Origin of the sequence: Bifidobacterium sp. ESL0745, from assembly GCF_029433335.1 — a bacterium.
Classification (GTDB): Bacteria; Actinomycetota; Actinomycetes; order Actinomycetales; family Bifidobacteriaceae; genus Bifidobacterium.
Genome location: NZ_JAQTHX010000004.1, coordinates 1 through 25,851, shown reverse-complemented (window position 1 = coordinate 25,851; position 25,851 = coordinate 1). Strand labels below are relative to the sequence as shown.

The window sequence follows — 25,851 nt, the reverse complement described above, 5'->3', positions numbered from 1 at the left end:
GTATCTTATGGGATACAATTTGTCAAAAAGTTACCGTGCTTATTGGCGCATGAGCATAAGCCGTAATGACAGGTGATTTTGTAATAGTCGGGAGCGGGAATTAGTGTAGCAAGCTATGGATATGGACGAGGCTAAGTTCGCCGCAACCGGAGCGAATAATTTGGGGCCGCTGATCAAGGTGGCGAATACCTTGATCGAGAAGGAACTCAACAACCGCGTCGCCTCGATGTTTGAGGGATACAGCCTCACCGGGCCGCAGATCACGTTGATGGTCTATCTGCACGACGCGCATGGTCACGCCGTCACCCAGCGCGAAATCGCGGATCGGTTCGTGCTGAGCCACCCAACGATTCGCGGCATTGTCAAGCGCCTGGAAAGTGCGGGGCTTATCGAAACCTCGCAGCTGGAAAGCGACCGGCGGCAGATCCTGCTTGAACTCACCGCCGAGGGGAAGCGGTTGATGGACGTGCATATCGACGATATTCACGCGGTAATGACACAAATCAACGGGAAAATTACCGATGGTTTGGGGAGTGCAGAGCAAGGGAAATTGGTTGCTGCGCTCAAACGTATCGTCGAGAACTTTTCGGATGGGTCGGCGCAATGAACTTGGTGCGTGAGGATGATTCTGCCGCAACGAATTCATATATGGAATTTATTGAAGTTACCGAGCTGCGGATAGTAATGGTTCAGTCTTTATAAACGAAGAGTAAATAAGTTTTTTTATTCAAACTGTAGCTTGCTATAAATAAGGAAGGTTATCAATGGTCAGTCAGGAATCGACAGAAAAGAACAGTGGGCAGCAACAGGCTGCAACCTCACAGAATGAATCTGAGCAGGAAAGTGGAGGCTTCACGTCTTCGATCACTTCTCGCCAACGTGCGCTGATGATGGCGGTGTTGCTGTTGGGTTCGTTCACGGCGCTGATGGCGGAGACATTCTTGAACAACGCGCTGCCCACGATCATGGGTGCGTTCTCGGTAAGCCAGGCTACGGCGCAATGGCTGACGACCGCCTATCTGCTGGTAGTCGGGCTGATGATTCCGATGTCCGCATGGGTGTTCGAGTCCTTCAATCTGCGTACCACGTTCGTGACCTTGATGGCCGTCTTCTTCGTCGGCTCGATCGTCTGCATTTTCGCGCCGAACTTCTGGGTGCTGCTCGCGGGCCGTATCATTGAGGCGATCGCTGCCGGCGGGCTCATGCCGTTCATCCAGAACGTCATCCTGATGATGTTCCCGCCAGAAAAGCGCGGCATGGCCATGGGCATCACCGGCCTGGTCATCGGTTTCGGACCGGCGGTCGGACCCACCATCTCGGGCCTGATCCTCAAAGTCTCCAGCTGGAAGATGCTCTTCATCATCCTTGCCGTCGCCAGTGCCATCACCGCGATTCTTGCCGTCCCGCTGGTGCGCAACCTCACCTCGCCGCACCACAGCACGACCGACGTTATCTCCTTCGCCGAATCCATTTTCGGCTTTGGACTCATTCTTTATGCGCTTTCCGAAGTCGGCAACACCGGGCGGATCACGCTGATGCTTGCGGTGCTGTTCATCATCGGTGTGGTCATTATGGCGCTTTTCTGCGTGCGCCAGCTGAAGCTCACTAAGCCGCTGCTCGACATCCACGTCTTCGGCAACGCCCGCTTCAACCTCTGCACCCTCTTGAGCACCATCAGCAACATCGCCATGGTCGGCATCGAGCTCGTCCTGCCGCTCTATCTGCAGACCACGCGTGGCGAATCGGCGCTGACCAGCGGCCTGGTGATGATGCCGGGAGCCTTGGTCATGGTGATCTGCAACCCGATTTCCGGCACACTTTACGACAAGCTCGGCATCAAGAAACTTTCGCTGTTCGGCTTCCTGATGCTCCTGATCGGCTCGGTGCCCATGCTCTGGTTCAGCGCCAAAACCAGCCTGTTCGTGATCGGCTTGTGCTACGCGCTGCGCATGGTCGGCATCTCCTTCACGATGATGACCACGTTCACCGCCGGCATCAACCTGAGCTCCGCCCGCCTCACCGCGCACGCCAACGCCGCTTCCTCCACCGTTCGTCAGGTCGGCGGTTCGCTGGGCACAGCGCTTGCGATGCTCGTCATCTCGCTGGCCGCGACTTCGCAGGCCTCCGCCGGCAAGGCCGCAGCCCAGGCCATCGGCTATAACTGGGGCTTCATCCTCATGGTCATCTTCGCCGTCATCGGCATGGTCGCCTCGTTCTTCCTCCCGAACGCTACGACCGAGCGCGAGGCCATCGCCGCCGAGAGCAAGTAAGCGCCGACTTGTGCTTTGCTGAGGTGAAAAGCACTATTTCGTGCCGATTTTGGTGCTTTTCGCCCTGGTTTGTGGTTTCGCTGCGACGAAAAGCACGTTTTAAGGCTTATTTTCGTGCTTTTCGTCGCATGTTTGCGATTTCGTTACGCTAAAGAGCCTCGTTTGACCTCAAGTGCTTGAAGTTTCTAGGCTTGGTATCGATGATGGTGTCGTAACGGATAAAACGTGAAAGGAATCGATTATGGCCAAGAAACAGACAGCGGGACACAAGCAGTTGGGCGAGTTCGCGCCGCAGTTTGCGCATTTGAACGACGATGTGCTCTTCGGCGAGGTGTGGAGCCGCGAAGACGAGCTTTCCGCCCACGACCGCTCGATGATCACCATTGCCGCAATCATCGCGATGGGCGCCACCGAGCAGATGGACGCGCATTTCAATATCGGCAAGGCCAATGGCATTACCAAGGACGAGATCGCCGCCGAAATCACGCACCTCGCCTTCTACGTCGGCTGGCCGAAAGCCTGGTCGGCGTTCAACCGGGCCAAGAAGGTGTGGGCCGATGACGAAACGTCCAAAAATTAAAAGAACAGAAGAATAAAAAATAGTTATCGAAAAACCATTGAATCTCAATGGACGGTATGTTTCGATACTGTATATATACAAAGAATCGGTGCCACGGCAGTCAGAGCCGTGGCACCGATTCTTTGTCGAATGAGATTTGATTATGTAAAGCTACCCAAGTCTCAGTCCGAACGTGCAACCGCAAGATGCGTCCGTATATTCGTTCCAATACGCAGATGTTGCCCAACCAGCGCTTTACAGCTTTACGAAATGCAGCAGGGTGCGCACCATGTTGCAGGTGAAGCCGTATTCGTTGTCGTACCAAGCGTTGACCTTCACCAACTCGCCTTGGCCTTCGCCCAGGTTGACCACCTCGGTCAGCGTCGGGTCGAAGATTGCGCCGTGGGTGTCGCCGATCACGTCGGAGGAGACCAGGCCGCTGTCGTCGTAGCCGAAGGAATCGTTGTTACGAGTGATCTCGCGGAACATCTCGTTGATTTCCTCTGCCGTCGGCGCCTTTTCAAGCACCAGCGACAGCTCGGTCAGCGAACCGGAACGAACCGGAACGCGACGGGCCTGGCCCTTGAGCTTCCCGTCTAGTTCCGGGACGACCAGGCCAATGGCCTTGGCAGCGCCAGTGGAATGGGGAATGACGTTTTCGGCGGCGGCGCGGTTGCTGCGCGCGTTCTTGCCCTTCGGGCCATCGGTCAGGCTTTGCGTGGCGGTGTAGGCGTGGATCGTGGTCATCGAGCCGGCGCGGATGCCGTAGTGGTCGTTCATCGGCTTGGCCAGAAGCGCCACGGATTGCGTGGTGCAGGAGCCGGGGGAGATGATCTTGTCGTCGGCCGTGAGCACATCCTGATTGACGCCATAGACCACAGTCGGCATATCGCCGGCCGGAGCGGAGACGAGCACCTTATTGACGTCCGCCCTCAGATGCGCGGACGACTTCTCGGTGCTGGTGTAGAAACCGGTGGATTCCACAACAACCTCAACCCCGTCGTTCGCTACCCACGGGATATTCGCGGCGTCGCGCTCGGCGTAGACGGTGTAGTGCTTGCCGTCCACGATGATGCCGGTTTCGTCACTGGAGACTTCGGCGGGGAAACAGCCTTGTACGGTGTCGTGCTGCAGCAGATAGGCGAGCATGGCCGGATTGGTCAGGTCGTTGATGGCGACCACCTCGACCTCGTCGCTTTTCATTTCAAAAAGCCTGCGGAACGTGAGCCGCCCGATACGTCCGAATCCGTTGATGCCGATTTTGACTGTCATAATGGCTCTTGCCTTTCTTTATGATCAACTTATTTCACGCTACAAGATACGACCTTGTCACTTGTTTGCATAGTATCTGAAATCGATATGGATATCATTAAATATGATATATACCGTGAACTCAATATGTACAAAATACTTGTATTTATTCGATATTTATCCTTGATTTGCTGATAGCATATCAATACAGCAGATATGTTAGTCGATTATCGTCTGTAACCTGTTAAAGGTCAATTCCATAGCGGCAACGGTGCTATGGCCATCGCAATGACGGAGGGGAGCGCGATGAATCTCAACGATCTGGAGATTTTCGAAGCGATTATCGAAACCGGTTCGCTCAACAAAGCTGCAAAGGCGCTCGGATATGCGCAATCGAATATCAGCGCCAGGCTCAAATCGTTGGAACACGAGTTTCACACAACGCTGGTGGAACGCAGCGCGAAAGGTGTGGAGCCCACAAAGATAGGCAAGCGGCTGTATCGCGCATCGCTGCGCATCACCGCCGAGCTTGACGATGTGCGGCGCGAGGCTGCGGGGGCTCCCGGCGATCTGCTGATCACCGAGGCGCTGATGCACTATATGATGACCAACGTCCCGTCGTTCCATCCGGAAAGCTACGGGACCATCGTCGTGAGGCGGCAAAGCAACATCGTACCCGAAGCCAGACGGCACCAGTACAAGTCCGTGGTGGCGTTCGTTGATCTGAACGAACTGGACAATTACCGATTGGTGAGCACCGAAGTGCTGGAAACCGCTTATCTTGTGGCGGAATCGATGGTCAAGGACCTTCCTCTGAATCGAGTGCCGCAGGCCGGGGCCAGGTACGATACCTCAGGCCCCGAGTTCTTCGGCAATTCCGCCGTCGACGCGGCGGCGCAGGGGTACGGCACTGCGAACAACAATGTTGTCCTGAAAGGCGCAGGGGCCGGCGAGAAAATGCAGCCGATGTTTACCCCGATACCTCTTGATGTGCCGCTTCTGATCAACCATGACAAGGAATGCGCCTTCCGCAGGCGTTCCTTGCACGATCACATAGCGACCAGGAATTCGCGTCGGCTGATGGAAGTCGATTCATTGGAGACCATCGTCACCATGGTCGAGCAGGGCAAGGGCATCGCGTTGCTGCCGTCCTATCTGGCCAAGCAGCGCAAGTTGTGCAAAATCAGCACGGAACCCATCCGGTTGCAATATCGCGTCTACAGCGAAGTGGAATAGTTGGAACCGGAACGGTAGAGCGGGGCATTGCCACGTTTTGAAACTGAAAAATGGGAGCCGCTTGACAGAATCGAACTGTCGACCTTCTCATTACGAGTGAGACGCTCTACCAACTGAGCTAAAGCGGCAATGCCCGGGTGGTATGCACCATCCGCGCACAAAACAATAATACTACTGGATAATATTGATTTTGTCCACGGCGGCGGCGTCCGGCCGTGTCTTGGAGGATTACGTGGCAATGACAACGGTACGCGCGACAATAGAAAGTCAGAAGCAGACTCAAAATCGCGCGAGTAGGGGATGGGCAACTTGGAAAATGCAAGGCCGGACATATCGACGCAAGGCAACGATTTCAATGATTTTTACGCCATCATCCCCGCCGGCGGCACCGGGTCGCGGCTTTGGCCATTGAGCCGCGGGGCCAGGCCCAAGTTCCTGTACGACCTGATGGGCAGCGGGCGCACGCTGATCCAGTCCACATTTGACAGGCTCGCGCGTCTCGCTGGGCCGGATCGCATCGTGGTGAGCACCGGGTGGCGGCATGTCGCCGCGGTCGAGGCGCAGCTGCCGGAACTCAAGGAATCCAACATTTTTGCGGAACCGGTGCCGAGGGATTCGACGGCGGCCATTGCGCTGGCCACGGCCATCCTCGCGCGGCGACACGGCGGAGATATCGTCGTCGGCTCGTTTGCCGCCGATCATGTCATTCGTGGCAAGGATTCGTTCGCCGAAGCGGTGCGTCAGGCGGTGGCGGCTGCGCGCGCCGGGTATGTGACGACCATCGGCATCGCGGCATCGCGTCCTTCCACGGCTTTCGGTTACATTCACCAAGGCCGGTCTCTGGCCGCTGAAATTCCCGGTGCTCCCAACGCGCGTCTTGTGGAGCGCTTTGTGGAAAAGCCGGATTCAGCCACGGCCCAGGCCTATCTTTCCACCGGCGAATATCGTTGGAACGCCGGCATGTTCGTGATGCGCGCCGACGTGTTGCTCGGCCATTTGCGCGAATACAAGCCGCAGATGTACGATGCCATCTTGCATATCGCCGACGCTTACATGGCAGTGGATGGCAGCGATGGCGGCAATGCTTCCGGGAATGCGGAAATCGCTGCTGCGAAATACGCGGCGCAAGAGGTTGCAGGCGGCGCTCGTGGCGGGCAAAAGGCCGGTAACGATAATGTCAGGAATGATGACAATATCGAAGATTTTGGCAAGTCCGACAAACCTGGCAAGTCCGGCAAGTCCGGTGAATCTGGCAATTCTGACAATTCCGGTAAGTCCGATAATTCCGGCAAGTCCGGCGAATTTGGCAAATCGCGGAATGATGGCAATCGCCGCGGCGAAACCGCAGATGGCCGGAATGGTGATGGCGCTGACGATGGAATTGACGGCGTTTGTGCGCTCGAAGACGCTGCTGATGCCGGTAGCAGAACCGATGATGACAACGATACAGTGGATGAGGCGATGGCGACCTACTGGCCGGGCATCGAAAAAATCGCCTTCGATTACGCGGTGGCCGAGCCGTTGAGCGTGGCCGGCGGCGTGGCAGTGGTTCCCGGTGATTTCGGCTGGGACGACATCGGTGATTTCAATTCCGTCGCGGCGCTTTTGCCCAGCACCGGCACCCGCAACATCAAGATTCTGGGCGATAGCGACAAGGTCGTAAGCCTCGACAGCGCCGGCGACGTCGTAATGCCGCTCACTGACCGCACCATCGCCCTGCTCGGCGTCAACGACATGGTCATCGCCGACACCCCCGACGCCCTGATGATCGCCCCGCGCGCCCGCAGCCAGGAGGTCAAGGACATGGTCGCCTACCTCGATCGCGAAGGCCGCGATGACATCCTCTAGTATCTCCGCTTCTCGGCCGGCATCTGCCAAGGGCCGGCGTCCGCGGATTTTTGCGATTGAATTGCTGCGTCTGCTTGCCATCGTCGGCATCGCGACGTTTCACACGTTCCTGTTGACCTTCGAACAGATCGCCGTCAACGGGCCACATGCGGTTTTGGCTGCCGCGCAGGCCGGTGCGACGCCGTCGTTTTTCGCTATCATCTCCTCGGCGCCCTTGGCGGTTTGGCTGATTTCGATGCTGATGTTCCTCGGGGCCTGGGGCAACCACATCTTTTTCATGATTTCGGCGTTTTTCCTCGTGCCGCGTTTGGCGCAGCGCTCGCGTCACAAAGGATTCCCACGCGAGGAATGGAAACCTACTGCGCTTCGCATCGCTAAAGTCCTTGCGGCCGTTGTGTTTTATGTCGTGGTGCTGATGGTGGTCAACCGCTGGATCGTGCCCATTCAGGCGGTCGGCGGCTTGCGTGATGTGATTTTAAGTCTTGAATTCGTCTGGCTGTATGTGCTGTTTGTATTACTTGCGCCGTTCATCGGCTGGTGCATCGAGCGCTGCCGCAAGAAGTGGTGCGTGGCGTTGTGGGTGCTTGCGCTCGCCGTGATTTATGGTCTCAACGTCTACGTGGCGATCAGCGGGCGCAACTTCTTCGATTCGCTGAGCATTCTGGACTGGCGCAAGCAGATGAGCGCCCTCACCTATTTTGCCTCCTACATTTGCGCGGGCGCATTGGGTTGCGCGTGGCAACGCTGGTACGGGCACAAGCCCACGGTTGCAGGGAATTCCGAAGATGCCGATAACGGGAATGCCGCCTTCGATTCGTCTGAAAGTAACACATATCCCGACGTGGGACGGACGGCCGCATATCCGAACAAGGTTGCTCGTGTCGACGGACGGAGGAGGGCTGATTCCGCCGGAACGCATGCGCCGATGTGGCTGACCCGTCGTTTTTGGGCGACGGCTTTGATCGCTCTGATCCTTGTGGCTGGCTGCATTGTCGCTTTTGCCGCGTTCGGCGGCCATTTCGGCCTGCTGATGGTGCTTTCGTTCAAATCGACTTCCGCCTTTTCGTTCCTGTTCGCCGTGTGCTCGTTGATGTGTGCCGCGTGCCCCAGTGCGCGAGCTCAAAAGCGTAGTTTGCTTGGTACGGAGTGGGGTTTAGAGCATTTGCCGACTGGTGACACAAAATCTGATGATACAGAGTATGGTGCGAGAATTTTGCCGGGTAACGCTACAAAATCGGTCGAAGCTTTGCAAGGCCGTGGTGGCAGTACAGAGAGGCCATTGCCGGGCATAGTCACGGAATCTGACGGAACCTTGCAAGGTCTTGGCAATAGTACAAAGAAGCCATTGTGGTCAAGCGTGAAAGCCTTCTGCCGTCGCGCTGTAGAGGCGCTCGCCTCTGGAATTCTGGGCTTCTACATCGTGCAGGCACTCACATATTATTCTTGGATTGCTCTACAGAATCGTTTTGCCGACCCCGTCGCCGCTCACGTCGCCAGCGCTTTTGCGGTCGGTGGCATGTCCGCTTCCTCTGGGTGGCTCGTCGAATGGTTCGTCGTAGAAGTCGTTTTTTCATTGGTATTCGTACTTGTGGTCTGCCTCATCGATCGTTTCATCCGTCAACCTTTGCTGCGTCTGATTAAGTTAGCGTAACCAATATAAAAATTGTCGTGATTGTGGAGATCTGTTAAGTCAAGTTTGTAATTGTGCATAGAGATGTGGGCAGTTTCATCTGATTTTCGTTTTGCGTATAATAATGTGCATATCTTGACTGATAGATGCCAGCATTGTTGATAATTTTGTTGACAATTTAACCCCTAATTCCTTGACACGCCTCAAATGTGGATAACCCCCATCATCCGACCACAGTGCCCTGTTTTGCCTCGGAAATTGGCCATTTTCATGTTCAATGGAGACATGAACGGAATCAACGAAGAACTGTCGGTGGATCCCAGAATCCATCGACGGCATCCTGACATAACAGATGCTGATGTGAGAGCAGCATGGCGGTCGCGGATACGTTTGCAACTGAGGCCGAATGGTTCTGGCCGTTGGTCTGCGATTGGTATTGACGGTCATGGTAGGTCACTTGAAATGGTGGCGACTTACAGTTTCGATAACGGATGGCTTGTGTTTCATGCACTTACACCCCCTACAAAGAGTGTGCGAAAGGAGCTTGGATTGCTATGATGGGAATCATGATGGACGATGAAGAAGAATTGTATCGTAAGTTTGGTCTTACCTCTGAGCAAGTCGAGCAATGGGTTGAAGATGCCGAAAATGATAATTGGGGAGACCCCAGTTTGTGGGGGCCGGTCATCAAAGTTCGTGAGCCTACGCCTGAAGAGCGGGAGGCGATAGATCGCTCGGTTGTATTGCGCGATCGCATCGATGCGTTGAAAGCGGCCACCGGAATGAGTGAACTCGAAGCCGAGATAAAAATGGAGGCCATCGTCAAGGCCGAAGAAGTGGCTGCCGAAAAATCTAAAATTGAGGCGAAAGGATCCGCCGTCGTGCGCTGATTGAGCTGGGCTTACTGAAAGGAGGCCGGTATGGAAATGGACGATGAAGAACGTGCGGCAATGGAAGACAAGGAACTCTGTGAGAGTCTTGGCATTACGCAGGAAACGCTTGATCGATGGACCTACGAGGCCGAGGAAGGCATTGATGATGGTGAGTGGGGACCATGGATCAAGATTCGTGATTTGACTCCAGAAGAGGAGAAAGCGTTGGATCGTGCCATTGTATTGCGCGACCGTATCGATGCACTCAAGGAAGCCACGGGAATGAGCGAGGCCGAGGCCGAGACCAAGATGGATGCCATTGTTAAGGCGGAGGAAGCCGCTGCGGCGAAGTCTGGAGCTGAAACGAAATCTAAGGTCGGAGCCGGAGCTGAAGTGAAGTTTAGGTCTGGGACGAGTGAATCCATCGCCGCACACTGAGTGATTGGTGCTTTGTTTTGTGTCCCGTTGCTGTTGCCGTGTGTTGAACTTGCCTATTGTGAATATATGGTGTTGTAAACGTGTAATGATGTGAGTGTGCTCTTTTTTTGATTAAAAATCATAAATTTAAAAAATCGTTAAGATTCGATATTTTGATGTCCAATAACGTGCTGAGTCAAGGTTGACCGGTACGAAACTTTTTGTGCTGTTGTGTCCGCTTTTGTGAGTAAATTAGAGTTTGTAGCAAGCGGCGGGAACGGCATCTTCAGATAAAGACTGACGAAGCCACGAAACCCCGCGGCACATGATGAAAGGACCTTATTATTATGGCCATCAATCCTCCTATCGACGCCACCAATACCCCAGAGTGGGCAGCGCTGCAAAGGCATTTCAGCGAATTGAACAGCGAAGGCATCGACCTGAAGAAATGGTTCGCTGAGGAGCCCAATCGTGTTGAGGAGCTGAGCTTCGACGCCGGTGACTTGCACTTCGACCTTTCCAAGAATCTTATCCAGCCTGAAACGCTCAAGCTTTTCGCCAATCTCGCCAAGGCCGTGCACCTTGAGGACCGCCGCAAGGCCATGTACGAAGGCGTTCATATCAACAACACCGAGGATCGCGCCGTACTGCACACCGCGCTGCGTCGCCCGAAGTCCGACGAGGGCAAGCTCATCGTCGACGGCCAGGACGTGGTCAAGGACGTGCATGAAACGCTCGACAAGATCTACGCTTTCGCCGACAAGGTTCGTAGCGGCGAATGGCGCGGCGTGACCGGCAAGAAGATCAAGACCGTTGTCAACATCGGCATCGGCGGCTCCGACTTGGGCCCGGTCATGGTTTACGAGGCGCTGAAGCCCTACGCGGACGCCGGCATCTCCGCCCGTTACGTCTCCAACATCGACCCCAACGACATCACCGAGAAGACGAAGGATCTCGATCCCGAGACCACGATGTTCATCATCGTCTCCAAGACCTTCACCACCCTCGAAACCCTCACCAACGCGCGCGAGGCCCGCACCTGGCTCTTGAACGGTCTCAAAGCTTCCGGCGCCATCGACGGCTCCGATGCCAAGCGTGCCGAAGCCATCCGCAAGCACTTCGTCGCCGTCTCCACCAACCTGAAGGGCGTCGAGGAATTCGGCATCGACCCGCAGAATGCCTTCGGCTTCTGGAACTGGGTCGGCGGCCGTTATTCCGTCGATTCCGCGGTCGGCACCTCGCTGGCCGTCGTCTTCGGCCCGAAGCGTTTCGATCAGTTCCTCGCCGGCTTCCATGAGATGGACGAGTACTTCGCCAACACCCCGCTTGAGAAGAACGTCATCGTGATGATGGGCATGCTCAATGTTTGGTATCGCAACTTCTTCCATGCCGCCACCCACGCCGTGTTGCCGTACGACCAGTACCTGCACCGCTTCCCGGCCTACCTGCAACAGTTGACCATGGAGTCCAACGGCAAGTCCGTGCGTTGGGACGGCAGCCCAGTGACCACCGACACCGGCGAAGTCTTCTGGGGCGAGCCCGGCACCAACGGCCAGCACGCCTTCTACCAGCTGATCCATCAGGGCACGCAGCTCATTCCGGCTGACTTCATTGCCTTCGCGAACACCCCGAACCCTGCCAAGGACGGCGACCAGGACGTGCACGAGCTCTTCCTGGGTAACTACTTGGCGCAGACCAAGGCGCTCGCGTTTGGCAAGACCGCCGACGAGGTTCGCGCCGAGGGCACACCCGAAGCCATCGTTCCGGCCCGCGTCTTCTCCGGCAACCGCCCGACCACCTCGATCTTCGGCGACGCGCTGACCCCGTTCTCGCTTGGCGAGCTCATCGCGCTTTACGAGCACATCACCTTCACCGAGGGCACTGTCTGGGGCATCGACTCCTTCGACCAGTGGGGCGTCGAGCTCGGCAAGCAGCTTGCCCGCCAGATCACCCCGGCGATCTCGCAGGACGACAACGCCCTTGCGCAGCAGGACGCTTCCACGCAGAGCCTTATCCGCTTCTATCGTGCGCATCGCAAGTAGTCGCACATAAGGTTGCAGGTTAGCTTTCTGGCTGACTGAAGGCAACGACTAAAATGGGGATCCACCGTATGATGGATCCCCATTTTCTATCTGCCACGCAGGATGCGGCGTAACCCGGTGGAAAAGCACCAAAAATGCCTTGGAAAGGTGCTTTTCGCCTCAGTGAGGGCTTAAACCAGTGGGAAAAGCGCCTTTTTGGGTCGATTTTGCTGCTTTTCCCACTGGGTCGCTCGGCTAGCGGCTTGTCGCGGGTGCCGAACGTGGACGGTCTACTTGTTGGCGTCGTCGAGGGTGAGCTGGTCGTCGTCGGCGTCGTAGTCGAAAAGCTCGCCGTAGCGACCCCAGGTCACGGCGATTTCGAACTGTCTCTGCGCCTCTTCGTCGGTGTGCTGACTGCGCAGAAGGTCGAGGATGAGCTCGCCGCGCAGGCCTTTGTCGGGATGGTTGCGTAGCGCCCGGTCGATGGTGCGCACCAGCGGCGCGTGGTCCATGATCAGCTGTGCGAAGAGTTTCTTGGCCTCGAGCACGTCGGCATGGCACCAGCGGTCGCCCTCGCGGGTGATGGTGCAGTGGCCGTTGCTGACGGTCAACAGACCGAGCATCGTGCCGGCGTCGATGAGTGGGAAGAGGTCGTCGACTTCGAAGGAAAGGTCGGCCGCGAGATCTGCCAGATCGACGCCGCCCTCATAGTTCGAGACTACGTCGAGCAGGCCGGCCAGGCCGCCGGGGGTGGCGTTCGGCAGCAGCTCGGTACGCGCGTTGTTCTCTTTTGCCTTGGTGTCGTTCTCGTGCACTGTGAGCTTTTCATTGGCTACCGTCTGCGCCTTGCTATGGTCATCGAGCACATTGAATAGGTCTGCATCATCGCTGTTGCCATTGCCTTGTGCCGAGGCTTCGTCATGTCCGTGTTCGTCGGTCAGGCTGCCTGAACCGTTCTTGCCGTTGGCCTGTGACCCGTTGGTGCCAGCAGCGTTGTCGGAACCGTTGAGCGGGGATGATTCCTTGGCTCCCGCCGTTGTCTGCTGCGTTGACGCCGAGGTGCTCTTCCTGGCACCTGCAGCCGCCTGATTGGCACGGCTGCGCTGCGATTCCTGGCCGGTCAGAATGGCATAGAGCTTGTCGACCATCGCCTCGAATTCGGGGGTGTGCTTGTCGCGCGGACGCGGCAGGTCGATCGGAACCTGCGCGATCAGATGGCCGGGGTGCGAGCCCAGGACGACCACGCGGTCGGCCATCTGCACGGCCTCTTCGATGTTGTGCGTGACGATCAAAATGGACTTGATACCGCTTTGGTTGTTGTTCCAAAGATTCAGCACTTCCTGGCGCAGGTTTTCGGCCGTCAGGACGTCCAGCGCGCTGAACGGCTCGTCCATGAAGAGGGCATCGGGCCGCAGCACGAGCGCGCGGGCGATGCCGATGCGCTGCTTCATGCCGCCGGAAAGCTCCTTGGGATAGGCGGATTCGAAGCCGTCCAGGCCGATGGCGTCGATGGCCTCAAGCGCACGCTTGTGGCGTTCCTCGCGCGGCACCCCACGTGCCTCGAGCCCGAGCTCCACGTTGTCTTCGACGGTCAGCCACGGCATGAGCGCGAAGGTCTGGAAGACGAGCGCAACGCCTGGGTTTGGCCCGTCAAGCGCCTTGCCACGGTAGGAGACCTGACCTTTGGTCGGCTGGATGAGTCCGGCCAAGATGCGCAGGAAGGTCGACTTGCCGGCACCGCTGCGTCCGAGAATGGCGACGATCTCGCCCTCGTGCAGATTGAAGGAGATGTCGTCGAGAACGGTGGTCTCGCTGCCTTTTTCGGAAGTGAAGCTCTGGCTGATGTGGCTGGCTTCGATGACGGTGCGGGTTCCGTTCGCGTCCAGGTCACCGTAGTCCCTGCGTCTACGGGTGGATGTGGCGGTGCCGGTTTGCGTGCTGCTGGCGACGGTCTTATAGAGTTTGTTGAAGTTCATGATGGTGTCCTTTAATGAAGTGTTGATCAATTCTCACTCACACCAACCATGGGTTAGTGTGAGCAGTCATGAGCTAGCCGACCACGAAACGACGCTCGGCGAGGCGCTGCAGCGGGTTCCAGAAGAGGCGGTTGACGGCGACCACGAAGATGGCCATGACAGCCACGCCGATGATGGTCTTCATGCTCGCGGCGTGGGCGGTGGCTTCGGCGATGTAGGAACCGAGGCCCTTGGCGATCAGCGTGTGACGTCCATAGCTCACGATTTCCGAGACGATGGAGGCGTTCCATGCACCGCCGGCTGCGGTGATGCCGCCGGTGACCCACGAGCCGAAGACCGCCGGCAGGATAAGTGTCTTCCACTTCATCCATCCGGTGATGTGGAAGTTCTTGCTCATTTCGACGAGGTCGTCGGGGATGGCGGACGCGCCGGCGATGACGTTGAAGAGGATGTACCACTGCGTTCCCAGCGCCATCAGCAGAATCGAACCCCAGTTGATGTCGATGCCACAGGCGACGAAGACCATGACCACGAACGGGAAGATGAAGTTGGCCGGGAAGCTCGCCAGCACCTGCACCAGCGGCTGCACGAGGCGCGAGATCTTCGGGTTCATGCCGATGATGGCCCCGAGCGGCACCCAGATCACCGAGCAGACCACAATCAAAAGTATTACGCGCAGGAAGGTGATGCAGCCCAACCCAAAGGCCGTGCCCAGCTCGCCCAAGCCGGTGGTTTTCGTGATGGTGACGATCAGTTTCACGGCGCCTGCGATGACCGCGGCGGCAATGATAATGCCGAATACCACATCACCGGCGCGGCGACGGCTGGGCTTGGCACCCCACTTCGAGCCGGTGTGGCCGAGCGGACGGGTGATCGTGTTGAGGAATTCGCCGACGGGGCGGAAGATGCGGGCGATGAAATCGTCGATATGTGACTGGCGAATAAGCGTCAAAACGGCGCTGCGTTTGGGTTCCGTGGACTCGCTTTGCGTGATGCGGAACTTTTCGGCCCATGCCGTCAGCGGCTTCCAGACCAAAATATCGATGGCGAGCACGACGATGACCATGGTCGCAATGGCCAAGCCGATCTTGCCGGGGTTCTCCTCGGAGGCCGCGGCCTCGACGTAGCTGCCGATGCCAGGCAGGGCGTAGGTCTTGTTGTTCACGGAGATCATTTCCGATGCGGTCAGGAAGAACCAGCCGCCGCCCACGCTCATCATCATGTTCCAGAGCAGCGGAATCATGGAATTCGGCACGTCGAGCACCCAGAAGCGCTGCCAGTGCGAAAGCCGCAGGTTGCGCGCCGCCTCGTCAAGCTCCTTGGGCTCGCTTTTGAGCGAATGATAGAAGGAGAAGGTCATGTTCCATGCCTGTGAGGTGAAGATGGCGAAGATCGACGCGGCCTCCACGCCCATCATCGAACCGGGGAAAAGCGCGAGCCAGATGGTCACGGTCGCCGAAAGGAAGCCCAGGATTGGCACGGATTGCAGGATGTCGAGCAGAGGGATGAGCACCTTGCTGAGCCTGCGCGAGCGGGCTGCGGCCAGTCCGTAGATGAAGGTGAACACCAGCGAGAAGAACAGGGCGATCGCCATGCGGAAGACGGAACGCAGCGCGTAATACGGCAGGTTACGCGGATCGGTCGAGACGGTGGAGGGAATGCCTTTCGGCCCCACCGGCGCATTGATGGCGGGCAGGACCCAGGCGATCAGGCCGAAGATGGCAAGGATGCCGACGGCCACCACGCAATCCGAGACCACGCGTTTGGTGAAGCTGGCGTCTCGGCCGGCCTTGGTCGTGCCCGGTACGGCACGGCCGAAATTAAAGGGGAAGTTGGTCATGTTGATTCCTCATGATTCACATGTCGGCAGATGCCGGCACGTTGGTGTGTTCAATATGGGAATCTCGAAGGCGGAGTCATCTGCCGGTTGGAAGGAATCGTTTCACGTCGTCTTACGCTTAAAGCGTGACACGCGAAAGCGAACGTATTCTATTTCCAGAGCCGAGTCATCGTGTCGAGATGAGGTTGTGCAGGGCTGCACAAATGATGCAGATCGTTGATACTACTAGGAAGATCGTCAGCCATGATCCCCACCTCCTTCGACTCGGTGTGCATGGCACAGAAATTATTACCGACCCTAAAATAAAGTCGTTTGTGGCATTTGTCAACTTGGTTTGTTTCGGGGAGGTGTCCGCCACGGGCGCAGGCTCTATTCGTCGATCTGTCCGCTGGCATGGGTGTCGTGTTGGTTGGGTAAAATATCCGATTGTTATGCCAGGAGACGGACTGCCGCATGGGTCCGTTTCTTCTTCGGGTTCAGCTACGCGTCCGCGTCCGTTTTCGGATAGGTCGGCTTTGGCGAATCGGCAACATTTCGCTGGGTTCCGGCGAAATACAACAGCGGGCGCGTTCGGCAACATTGGCCGCAAGGCATGAAAGTGCGGCGCCGCCCCCGATTTGTACGCTGATATGCGGCAGCGACAGGTGAAACAATGGTTAACGCTATTGAGGCATTTGATGCCAAGCATATGAAGCCCTCGGATTCCATCCCGGAGTTCCGTCCCGGCGACACCGTCGAGGTCAACGTCAAGATTCAGGAAGGCAACAACTCCCGTCTTCAGGCGTTCACCGGCGTGGTGATCGCACGTTCAGGCGCTGGCCTGCGTGAGACGTTCGTCGTCCGCAAGGTCAGCTTCGGCTGCGGTGTGGAGCGTCGCTTCCCGCTGCACTCCCCGGTGATCGATTCCGTCAAGGTGCTGCGTCACGGCCGCGTTCGTCGCGCCAAGCTCTACTACCTGCGCGCTTTGCGTGGCAAGGCCGCTCGTATCACCGAGCGTCAGGACAACAGCGCCAAGGCGTGAATGCAAGCCTAAAGGCTATGTGCAATACGGCAGTCGGACTTTTACGCTCCGGCCGCCGTTTTTTGTTGCATGCATGCGAATTCCCGGATTTTAACCAACTTTTTAGTCTATCACCCGAATTTCCTTGTCATATGCCGCATCTCTGTATGGTGTCACCTACTATGATAGTTTGCGGTTATGGCCTACGTTTCCGGTAGGTGCAAGAAACGACGCAAGCGGGCTTGGGAGGCGTGATGGCATTGGATGATAGGTTAAGCGAAGAGCAACGCAAAGCGGATTCGCATATCATCGAAGTCGCCAATTATGGCGTGGACCCCGGCCCTGGGCCGCGCAGCCTTCATGACAATCCGGAGCACGCCGATCCCCAATCGCCGGGGTTCAGCTTCCATGATTTGCTGAGTTTTGTGGTTCCCTTTGCCGTTTTCATTCTGATTCTCGCATTGTTGCGGGTGTTCGTCGTTGGGGTCTATGCAATTCCTTCCGGATCGATGGAAGACACTATCCAGATCGGCGACCGGCTGGTTACCAATCGTCTTTCCAAATCGGCGAGCAAACTCAAACGCGGCGATATCATTGTGTTCAAAGACCCCGCCCACTGGCTTGCCGGTACCGACAGCCATGGTTCCGATGACCTCATCAAACGGCTGATCGGCATGCCCGGTGACGTCGTGGAATGCAAAGGCGGTGGCTCCCCGGTCACTATCAATGGTGTTGCGATCGACGAGACCTCCTATATCAAATCCGGCGTCGAACCCAGCAATTTCGCGTTCAAAACCAAAGTGACGCCTGGCAATGTTTTTGTGTTGGGCGACAACCGTTCCAATTCCGAGGATTCCAGGTACCACGGTGATGACGGCAACGGCGGACTCGTGCCGATAAGCGATGTCAGAGGGGTCGCCATGCTGACTTTCTGGCCGTTCAGCCGTCTCAAGGTCTTCAAATCGCCCCACGAGGTTTTCGCCAATGTACCCGGGGCATCGCAATCGTGACGAAATGGCGAAATCTTGGCCATTTTATAATTTTTATTACGATCTGAATAATCAAGATCGCATCAAAATATTGATGACAGTATTGCCGTTGGGCGCAACGGGTCATTGCTGAAAGGCGGTGCGCATGGATGCGGAAACGGCATTGAAATCTAACGGAAAAGCAGACATCAAACAGCGCAAGACCACCCATCGCTTTGTGGCGCCAACGCTGGAGTTGGAACGCGAACTGGCCGGTCAAGGATTCGACCTGATCGTCGGCTTTGACGAGGTGGGTCGGGGCGCGCTCGCCGGTCCGGTGATGGTCGGCGCGGCCGCAGCGCGGGCCCGTGATCTGGATGGCCTTGACGTGCCGGACGGCGTGGCCGATTCCAAACTGCTGACCGAACACAAGCGCGAGGCGATGTTCGAGGATCTGCGTTCGTGGTGCGCCGCCAGTGCGGTGGGGCAGGCCAGCAACAAGGAGATCGACGAGTGGGGGATCAGCCACGCGCTGGGCATCGCGGCTTTGCGCGCACTTAACGAACTCGAACGGGAACTTGGTATTACGGGTATTGGAAGTAATCACGATGCATTTTTATCCGGGAGCACTATAGAAATATCACCGGATGACAGTTCGGTTTTGCCACGATCTTCTTCCTCGTCTACTTCCGCCGATAGGCTTTCGCACACTGCTTCAGCGGCTGCGCCATCACCGGTTACTTCATCGATCGCCGCCACTTGCGATAAGATAATCGGCAATTCCTCGACGGCAATGACCCCGCCACCCGCTTCGGTTCGTGTCGGTGCGATTCTGGACGGACCGAACGATTATATTTCCAAGGCCGCGGGAACGTTCGACGCGCCGGCGGTTCCGATCCTGCCGAACGTGACTACCAAGGTGAAGGCCGACCAAAGCTGCGCACTCGTTTCCGCAGCCTCCGTCATCGCCAAGGTCACGCGAGACCGGCTGATGGTGGCGCTCTCGCAGGGTAATCCGGAATATGCCCCTTATCAGTGGCAGCACAACAAGGGCTATGGTTCGGCCGCGCACCGCGCCGCGATTGCGAAATACGGCCCGTCGCCGCTTCATCGTGTCAGCTGGCACTTGGTCTGAAGCGATTGCGCGGCCATTGGCCCCTTGCCTTCTGGAGGTCGTCGCCATTCGGCGCGTGGTCGTTTCCTGTCCGATGAATAACGCGATGGCGGCCAAAACGTGTGATGGGATAGGTGATGAAGTGTTTTGCCATTTTCGGTGACTAAAATATTCACAAATCCATGGTCTCGATCCGTTATCCTATAAGAATCAATATAGACGAGACATGGTGAAAAGCCACTGATATGGCCGGTTGAGTAGAATTGTGAGCGTTCACTGCGAGACATGTGCCACACAGTATGCATTCCAACTGGCGAGGGAGACAAGAGATGAACGCTCAACGCAATCCGCAGAAGCGGCCGTCGATGTTCGAAGTCGCCGAGATGGCGGGGGTCAGCCATCAGACCGTCTCCCGCGTCATCAATCATTCTTCCGAAGTCTCCGACGAGACGCGCACCCGTGTTCAGCGCGCCATTGATATGCTCGGCTATCGGCCAAGCAATTCCGCCAGGACGCTCGCCTCGAAACGTTCACGCACCGTGGGGCTTATCGCCGGCGGGCTGTCCGCTCCAGGTACGGTTTCCACCATTGCCGCCGTTGAATCCGTCGTTCGAAGCCGCGGGATGTTTCTGGCGGTTTCCATGATGCACGAGGCGCGATGCACACAAAGGGAATTCGAGAACATCTGCCGCACATTCGAAGAGCAGAACGTCGATGCCTTCATCTTCCTGACCCCCACCGATATCATGTTTTCGGACGCCTGCCGTACCCGGCTATCCAAGGCGCGCGTACTGGTCACGTCCACTCACGGCAACCTTTCCATGAGCCGGGCGGGCGGGCTGATGGATGCCGAGGGACGGCGGCACACCGCGATTGTGGGCATCGACCATTGGGATGCGATGCGCGACGTGGCACGCCTGATCGCCAGATTCGGCCACCGGTCCGCACTTTATTTCGCCGGCCCCCTGCAGTGGCGCAACGCGGCGACGAGGCTGCTCGGATGGCGCAAAGGTTCGGTTGCCTTTCGCATTCAATCAAAGGAAATACAATGCAGCTCCTGGGACTCTTCGGAGGCTTACGCGCGCATGAACCATGAGCTGGAAACCCTTGGTTCGCTGGGTGCACAGAAACCGACGGTCATCGTCACCGCCAATGACGCTCAGGCGATCGGCGTGGCCCGTGCCTTGCACGAGCATGGTTTGCGCATTCCCCAAGATGTCAGCTTGGTTGGCTTCGACGATATGACCGGTGTCAATGACATGTGGCCTCCGCTGACCACGGTTCGCCCTGATTTTCAGGGGCTTGGCACCGCGGCGATGCGCGAGGCCCTGCGACTTTTGGGCGAAGGCGGTGAGACGACCTTTGTGGCCAATGCCCATGGTGCCGGCCTCATACCCGCCGAGGTCATCCAGCGTCATTCGCTGGGCCCGGTGCCGCGGTTCTAGTCGTTGACTCCGTTTTTGGCATCGCGAATCTCACCGATGGTGATGGCGGTGCGCAATACGTAGGCATCCCGCGGATCGTTGGCATCCCAGCCGGTGGCGTCGGCGGCGCGTTTGATGCGGTACCGCACGGTGTTTGGGTGTACGTTCAGCGCCTTGCCGGTGGCGTCGAGCGAACCGCCGTAAGTAAGGAACGCCGAAACGGTCTGCAGCGTCGGATCGTTTTCATTGTCGCTTTTTAGGCTTTGATAAACCGTTTGGTAAAGCTCGTCGATGGCGTCCGCGTCCCCGACCAGCGCGCGTTCCGGCAGCATGTCCGCGGCGCGTGCGGGGCGTGGCAACGGCTGGATCGCCGGCATCACGTGAAATGCCGAAAGCACGGCGCCCAACGTTCGGGCGGCTCCGGCGACATTGCGGCGGGTTGGCCCGAGGCAGACGGGTTTTATGGTATCGAACGCTTTCATCACCGCTGTGCAGGTCACTTCAGGGGTTGCGGCGCTTTGCACTACAATCAGGCCGATGGTCAGGCCGTTGCTGCGCCCGACCAGGCAATACTCGCTGCCCAGGTCGTGAGCGCCCTTGACGATGACGGATTTCGCCTTTTCGAACGTGGGTGCGCCAACGCCTCCGATGGCGAAGCAGCTGAACGTTTCCGGCCAGCCCAGCACATGCAGCAACGAGACGACCCGCTTGTCGTACAGTCCGTTGACCAGGCATTCGAAGGCGATGGCCTCGAGGTTCCCGCGATTGCCGAGCGTTTCGAACGCCTTTGCCGTGGCCGCGGTCTTTTTGTTGTCGTGGCTGTCCGCGATGACGGTGATTTGCCGCGTCCGATTCCAGCTTGGGTTTTCCGATTGCGCACGGTCGTCGCCGCTTGGCTTTTTGTCCATCGCAATACCGGCTATCGATTGCGCAAGCCCCAGAAAATCGGCGGATTTGCGGGATTCCCCTTCGTTTTTGTCGGTATCGTTCATGCTCATACTTATAATTCTAGTCCGGCGGTCTTGGCTTTGGCTGGGCAAGTGGTGTCTAATTTATTCGTGGTGTCAGTAGATTCGTGGCTCTCGGCTACTTGCGGATGATTGGTGGTCACGCCGTTTCGTAACGTCCGTGCCTTCGCGCGTTGTGCACGCGAATCCTGCCAGAAGGTGAGCAACACGAAGCCGAGAACGAATACCAACGGCAGCATGTGCCTTTCGAAATTATTGGCCGGTGCGGTGATCATAACACCCATCAGCAGCAAAAGCGGCAGATGCGTGGACAGCGTCTTCCAACGCCTGAGGATGACTTCGGCCGCGCCCAAAAGCAGGGTGATGATGACAAAGGTGTTGCCGTGAATCAGCCAGCCGATCGCGGGCTTCGAACTCCAGTTCTTAAGCCAGTCGGTGAGCTGCCTGCGCCAACCGGCGCACCAGTAGCCGATCCAATCGGTGAAGTTCGCGGTGCCCGCGTAGGCAACGTAATACGTCATGTCGATGTATGGTGGGTCCAGAATGTCGAAATACCCGTAGCTTTTTGCCAGCAGCGCGTCCAGGCAGATGCGCGGGTTGGCTTTGACGATTTCAAGCCAGGCGGCATTGAAGTTTTTCATGTCCGCTTTTGAAACCGTGCGCCACCGGTAGCTGACCCGTTTGGTCTGGATACCCGATGATTTCACCGGGTCGGCGTCCTGCTGGGAGTAGGCTTCGGCCATCTGGTCGAGGTTGAAGATCGGGGCCAGTTTGTTCTTTGCGTCCTGTGGGATGCCGTCGGGGTTGAGCACGGCGACGCGGGCGATCTGTTGGAGCTGGACGCCGTGGCTTTCGATGGGGTCACCGTTGATGATGGCGCCGTCGCGGGTGGCCAGTCCCACGGCGCCCTCGAAAAGCAGTGCCGGCAGCAGCATGCCGATAATGTAGGTTTTCCAGCGCCTGCGGTCGGCGAACAGGGCGATCGCGAATTCGAAAAGAACGATATACAACGCGTATTTCACCGAAATCATCATCACCAACGTCGAAAGAACCAACGCGATGAATGTGCGTTTGCGCAAGTGAAGAATGACCCTGTCGTAGGCAGAGTTTGCTTCGAGGTTTGCGTTCGGGCCGTTTTTGTAGTGGATCATTGCGCCGTCGACGTTGTTGGAATGTTCGGAGTCATCGGAATTGTCGGATATGCGGTGAAGAGACGTTGCTGATTGTCCATGTGTCGAATTTCGGCGCATTTTTTTGGTACACAGTATTTCATAGCCCACGCCGAACCACCAGACGAATGCGAACGCGAATAACGGCGATTTGGTGAGGCTTATCGTCGAGAACAGCACCAGCGGACAGATCAGGAAGAACAGCAGGATGAAGAAACGGGGAAGAGGACCGACAAAAGTCGCAGTGTCTATTTTTTTCGGCGTCAGTTCAGTTTTCTTATTCGTTGAGGTGTTTTCTGAAGACATCGCCGACACATGTGCAAACAGCCTGTGCCTTGGCTTGAGCCAAGGGTGGTTGAAGAACCGGTTCGCGGTGGCCGCCAGGCAGAACGCCGCGAACAGCAGCTGCCCGGAGGCGAGCACCGCGATACCCAGGTCGTTGGAGCCCGTGAAGTAGCGCGAAACCGTTCCGGCTCCGCCATAGATCAGCGTGAGCACGATGTTGTGCTGATCGGTCAGATACGTGGGTTTGGCGGGCCACAGGTAGTGGGCGGTGGGATAGATGTCCATCGGCACGAACGAGAAGAAGCCGATATAGGGTTGTTTCAGTCCCGTCCATTGGTTCCAGGCCCAGCTGAACTCGCGGAACTGGCTGCGAATATCCGCGCCGAACGCGGCCACCAGCGTTATGGGGACCCATAGCCAGCCGATGATGAGGACCAATGCGATTTTCCACCATTTGTCGGTGACGGTCATCATGCAGCGGCGCGCTCCCGAACGTAGGGACGAAGCCATGCGGCGTGTCCATTGCCATATCCTGCTGCGTAGCCAATGAGCGTTGTCGAATTTCGTGCCCCGTTTGCCGCCGGTTTGGCTATTTGATGCGGTATTTGATGATGTGTCTATCTCATTGTTGTCGCCATTTTTGGGGGCCGCCGTCGACTCATGGGTTTGGTGTCGGCGGTTGTTGCGTACTGCCGCGAATCTGGCACGCAGCCCGAAGTCGTAGGGGATAAGCAGCTGTCCTCGGCCGAAACGGACCAGTTCGATGATGACCAACATGCAGATGGCAAAGGTGATGGCAAAGATCATCGCATTGTTGAAGGAAAACGCTGTTATGGTGGCGATGCCGGGGTTGGTTTCATATTGTCGGTACAACGGCCCCAGCGAGGTACAAAGCGCAATCCACAGGCTTGCCGCCACCGCCAACGCCCAGCAAAGAAAAGTAGAAAACCTGCCGGAATGTGCGATCATCGGGGTATCGGCTTTGATTTCATCAACCGACGCGGATACATTGTCGGCCGGATTCACGGATGCATGTTTGTCCGAACCATCGCGGTTCTCCAGCCCTTGTACATCTGCCTCGCTGTCGCTGGGTTGGCGACGCGAGTGGCGCGAAGGGCTGGGATTGTTCATAACCGGCATTCTATCGTCTCATCTCAACCTCGCGGCATCCTGTTGAATGATTTGTATGAACCGACAAAGCGCACTGGGCCGGTTTGGCATACAGTGGCATGTATGAATAACGAGAGAAATTCTCCGGCTGCGCAACGCGTGGCGCAGGTCGAGAAGGAATATGCGGATCTTGCTCGCAAAGCGGGGGCACATACGCCGCAGATGCCACGAACCGACGGGGTAGTGGACAAGCTGGTGGCGCTCGCCTCCGTGGATTCCACCAATATTCTGGCGCGGAAAATGCTGGCCAATAGGGAGCTTGATGTCATTGATGCCGAGGGCAGGCCGGGCATGGTCGCGCTTTGTGCTGACGCGCAGAGCGCCGGTCACGGCCGCCTTGGGCGGCAATGGAGCGATGAGGCCGGTGGCGCCTCGTTCCTTGTTACCTATGTCACTGCCTTGCCGGAGTGGTTGGTGACCGATTCGCATTGCAACGGGTGGTTCACCATCATTGCCGGGCTCGCGGCCCTCGACGCCCTGAACGGCGCGCTGGATAAATGCGGAGCCAAGCCGATTGACCCGTCGCACGGTCTGGAGCTCAAATGGCCGAACGATATTTTTTATGATGGTCACAAACTGGGTGGTATCCTCACCGAAGTGGTTCTATTGCCCGATGGCATGGATAATCTGAAAATAGCCGAATACGGCGGAAGAGAGGCCGAAGAGTTTGCTGCCAGTGTGATGTTCGGCATCGGCATCAATCTCGGCATTGCCCGCGAAAGCCTGCCGACCCCGATTTCCAGCTCTCTGCAGCTGCTCTACTCTCCGCTACCTGATCCGGCCACGATGCGCGACATGGTGGCCGCGCGTCTGGCCACTTCGCTGAAGCGCCGTTTGGCGGCTTTTGTCGATGATCCGCAATCCGAATTGCCGAAATTGCTGGAGGAGACGCGAGGCAAGTGCTGGACGCTGGGGCGGCAGGTCGAAGCGAAATTCACCGACGGCTCGACGCTCACCGGCAAGGCTCTGTTGCTCAACGCCGATGCCTCGCTGACGGTACAAGACGAGCATGGCGCCTTCCACGTCGTCAAAACCGCGGATGTGGGCGTGCTTGCGTAGTTCTCTTGATATCTGCTTCTGACGTGACCAATCAGAATCAGATAGAATCAATCAATCCTGCACGCCCATAAGAATCGTCGCAGCGTGCTCCTGTAGCCATTGCTGCAGATAAGAGATAATGAAGTCAACGTATCCGTACGATGAGGCGTAGATGATGCCGATTTGCTACGCTGGCTCGGCATCCAGAGCTTCGATAGGTTCAATGAACGAACATCGAATGTAGTAATGCAATATCAAAGATGCCAAAATTGCTGGCGAAGGATTTTTCTTCAGTTTTAACATCATTCGTTCTTTTCTATTATTTTTGCTTTTCTATCCTTGTTTGTCTTTTCTCTGGGAGCGAAGAATGTGAACGTGCAAAAGCAATAGGCGATTTTTGTTGATTTGTGTGGTTTAGCCGGTGGTCGATTTGGAAGAACGGCATTCGTTTGTTATTATAAATTAGTATAAATAATTAAATTATAATATTTTTCAAGTATGAATTATTAGAGATTTCTTTTTGTATTGCTATGTTACTATAATCACATATTACATTGTTGTATTTGTCAGCGGCTGGCTTGTCTAGTTTGATGCTGCCGACACGGTGTTGTGTGTGAGTAAAGCGAGGGAGATCTGAGATGAAGTCAGAGTTGAGAAACGTCATAATCGGCGGTGTGGTTGCCGTCGCCATGCTTGGTGTTCCGGCTTTTTCCTCTGCTTGGCGGTTTCTAGTGGTGGTTGCAACACCGTTGTCTAGTTGTCGGGTTCAGGGTATCGGATGCCTTGGAGGAGCGG

Annotated in this window: 19 protein-coding genes and 1 tRNA gene; 14 read left to right on the top strand and 6 right to left on the bottom strand. The window is 56.9% G+C overall.

Features of this window, described 5'->3' with window-relative positions; genetic code table 11:
- Positions 1-121: 121 nt before the first annotated feature.
- The 3 genes from PT275_RS08985 to PT275_RS08975 all read left to right on the top strand — a co-directional run bounded on the left by PT275_RS08985 (position 122) and on the right by PT275_RS08975 (position 2,850).
- Positions 122-607 (top strand): MarR family transcriptional regulator, encoded by a 486-nt coding sequence (locus PT275_RS08985; RefSeq protein WP_277154055.1) that lies wholly within the window; start codon positions 122-124, stop codon positions 605-607.
- A gap of 157 nt (positions 608-764) precedes the next feature.
- Positions 765-2,270 (top strand): MDR family MFS transporter, encoded by a 1,506-nt coding sequence (locus PT275_RS08980; protein WP_277154054.1) that lies wholly within the window; start codon positions 765-767, stop codon positions 2,268-2,270.
- 241 nt (positions 2,271-2,511) lie between these two features.
- Positions 2,512-2,850 (top strand): carboxymuconolactone decarboxylase family protein, encoded by a 339-nt coding sequence (locus PT275_RS08975; protein WP_277154053.1) that lies wholly within the window; start codon positions 2,512-2,514, stop codon positions 2,848-2,850.
- 234 nt (positions 2,851-3,084) lie between these two features.
- On the opposite strand, the gene gap is transcribed toward PT275_RS08975, so the two are convergent.
- A complete protein-coding gene (gene gap, locus PT275_RS08970; RefSeq protein ID WP_277154052.1) occupies positions 3,085-4,101 on the bottom strand; it encodes a type I glyceraldehyde-3-phosphate dehydrogenase in 1,017 nt (338 codons plus the stop codon).
- Between the two features lie 267 nt (positions 4,102-4,368).
- Between gap and PT275_RS08965 the strand changes: the two genes are divergently transcribed.
- Complete coding sequence (locus PT275_RS08965; RefSeq protein WP_277154051.1) at positions 4,369-5,316, top strand: LysR family transcriptional regulator; 948 nt, start codon at positions 4,369-4,371, stop codon at positions 5,314-5,316.
- Positions 5,317-5,371: 55 nt separating this feature from the next.
- Here PT275_RS08965 and PT275_RS08960 read toward each other — a convergent pair.
- Positions 5,372-5,444: transfer RNA gene (locus PT275_RS08960), tRNA-Thr, on the bottom strand.
- Between the two features lie 172 nt (positions 5,445-5,616).
- Between PT275_RS08960 and PT275_RS08955 the strand changes: the two genes are divergently transcribed.
- The 5 genes from PT275_RS08955 (at position 5,617) to pgi (ending at position 12,125) form a co-directional block, all read left to right on the top strand.
- Complete coding sequence (locus PT275_RS08955; protein WP_277154050.1) at positions 5,617-7,164, top strand: sugar phosphate nucleotidyltransferase; 1,548 nt, start codon at positions 5,617-5,619, stop codon at positions 7,162-7,164.
- Entirely contained in the window at positions 7,151-8,815 is a 1,665-nt protein-coding gene (locus tag PT275_RS08950; protein ID WP_277154049.1) for an acyltransferase family protein, read from the top strand. Before PT275_RS08955 ends, PT275_RS08950 begins: the two co-directional genes overlap by 14 nt.
- 533 nt (positions 8,816-9,348) lie before the next feature.
- Positions 9,349-9,684, top strand: a complete 336-nt coding sequence (locus PT275_RS08945; RefSeq protein ID WP_277154048.1) for a hypothetical protein — start codon at positions 9,349-9,351, stop codon at positions 9,682-9,684.
- 30 nt (positions 9,685-9,714) lie between these two features.
- Entirely contained in the window at positions 9,715-10,104 is a 390-nt protein-coding gene (locus PT275_RS08940) for a hypothetical protein (RefSeq protein WP_277154047.1), read from the top strand.
- Positions 10,105-10,430: 326 nt separating this feature from the next.
- Positions 10,431-12,125 carry a glucose-6-phosphate isomerase gene (gene pgi, locus PT275_RS08935; protein WP_277154046.1) on the top strand — a complete coding sequence of 565 codons (1,695 nt, stop codon included), beginning with the start codon at positions 10,431-10,433 and terminating at the stop codon, positions 12,123-12,125.
- 269 nt (positions 12,126-12,394) lie between these two features.
- On the opposite strand, the gene PT275_RS08930 is transcribed toward pgi, so the two are convergent.
- Positions 12,395-14,080 (bottom strand): nitrate/sulfonate/bicarbonate ABC transporter ATP-binding protein, encoded by a 1,686-nt coding sequence (locus tag PT275_RS08930; RefSeq protein WP_277154045.1) that lies wholly within the window; start codon positions 14,078-14,080, stop codon positions 12,395-12,397.
- Between the two features lie 73 nt (positions 14,081-14,153).
- Complete coding sequence (locus PT275_RS08925) at positions 14,154-15,920, bottom strand: ABC transporter permease subunit (protein WP_277154044.1); 1,767 nt, start codon at positions 15,918-15,920, stop codon at positions 14,154-14,156.
- A 652-nt stretch (positions 15,921-16,572) separates the two neighbouring features.
- On the opposite strand from PT275_RS08925, the gene rplS reads away from it, so the two are divergent.
- The 4 genes from rplS to PT275_RS08905 all read left to right on the top strand — a co-directional run bounded on the left by rplS (position 16,573) and on the right by PT275_RS08905 (position 20,447).
- A complete protein-coding gene (gene rplS, locus PT275_RS08920; RefSeq protein WP_277154043.1) occupies positions 16,573-16,941 on the top strand; it encodes a 50S ribosomal protein L19 in 369 nt (122 codons plus the stop codon).
- A gap of 233 nt (positions 16,942-17,174) precedes the next feature.
- Positions 17,175-17,930, top strand: coding sequence for a signal peptidase I (gene lepB / locus PT275_RS08915; RefSeq protein ID WP_277154042.1), 756 nt, complete (start codon positions 17,175-17,177; stop codon positions 17,928-17,930).
- A 196-nt stretch (positions 17,931-18,126) separates the two neighbouring features.
- Complete coding sequence (locus PT275_RS08910) at positions 18,127-19,023, top strand: ribonuclease HII (RefSeq protein ID WP_277154076.1); 897 nt, start codon at positions 18,127-18,129, stop codon at positions 19,021-19,023.
- A 308-nt stretch (positions 19,024-19,331) separates the two neighbouring features.
- Positions 19,332-20,447 (top strand): LacI family DNA-binding transcriptional regulator, encoded by a 1,116-nt coding sequence (locus PT275_RS08905; protein ID WP_277154041.1) that lies wholly within the window; start codon positions 19,332-19,334, stop codon positions 20,445-20,447.
- Here the strand turns inward: PT275_RS08905 and PT275_RS08900 are convergent.
- Positions 20,444-21,424 carry a helix-turn-helix domain-containing protein gene (locus tag PT275_RS08900; protein ID WP_277154040.1) on the bottom strand — a complete coding sequence of 327 codons (981 nt, stop codon included), beginning with the start codon at positions 21,422-21,424 and terminating at the stop codon, positions 20,444-20,446. The genes PT275_RS08905 and PT275_RS08900 overlap by 4 nt on opposite strands.
- A gap of 2 nt (positions 21,425-21,426) precedes the next feature.
- On the bottom strand, positions 21,427-23,979 hold the full coding sequence (locus PT275_RS08895; RefSeq protein ID WP_277154039.1) for a DUF6020 family protein: 2,553 nt from the start codon (positions 23,977-23,979) through the stop codon (positions 21,427-21,429).
- Between the two features lie 102 nt (positions 23,980-24,081).
- On the opposite strand from PT275_RS08895, the gene PT275_RS08890 reads away from it, so the two are divergent.
- Entirely contained in the window at positions 24,082-25,077 is a 996-nt protein-coding gene (locus PT275_RS08890) for a biotin--[acetyl-CoA-carboxylase] ligase (protein ID WP_277154038.1), read from the top strand.
- Positions 25,078-25,851: the final 774 nt, after the last annotated feature.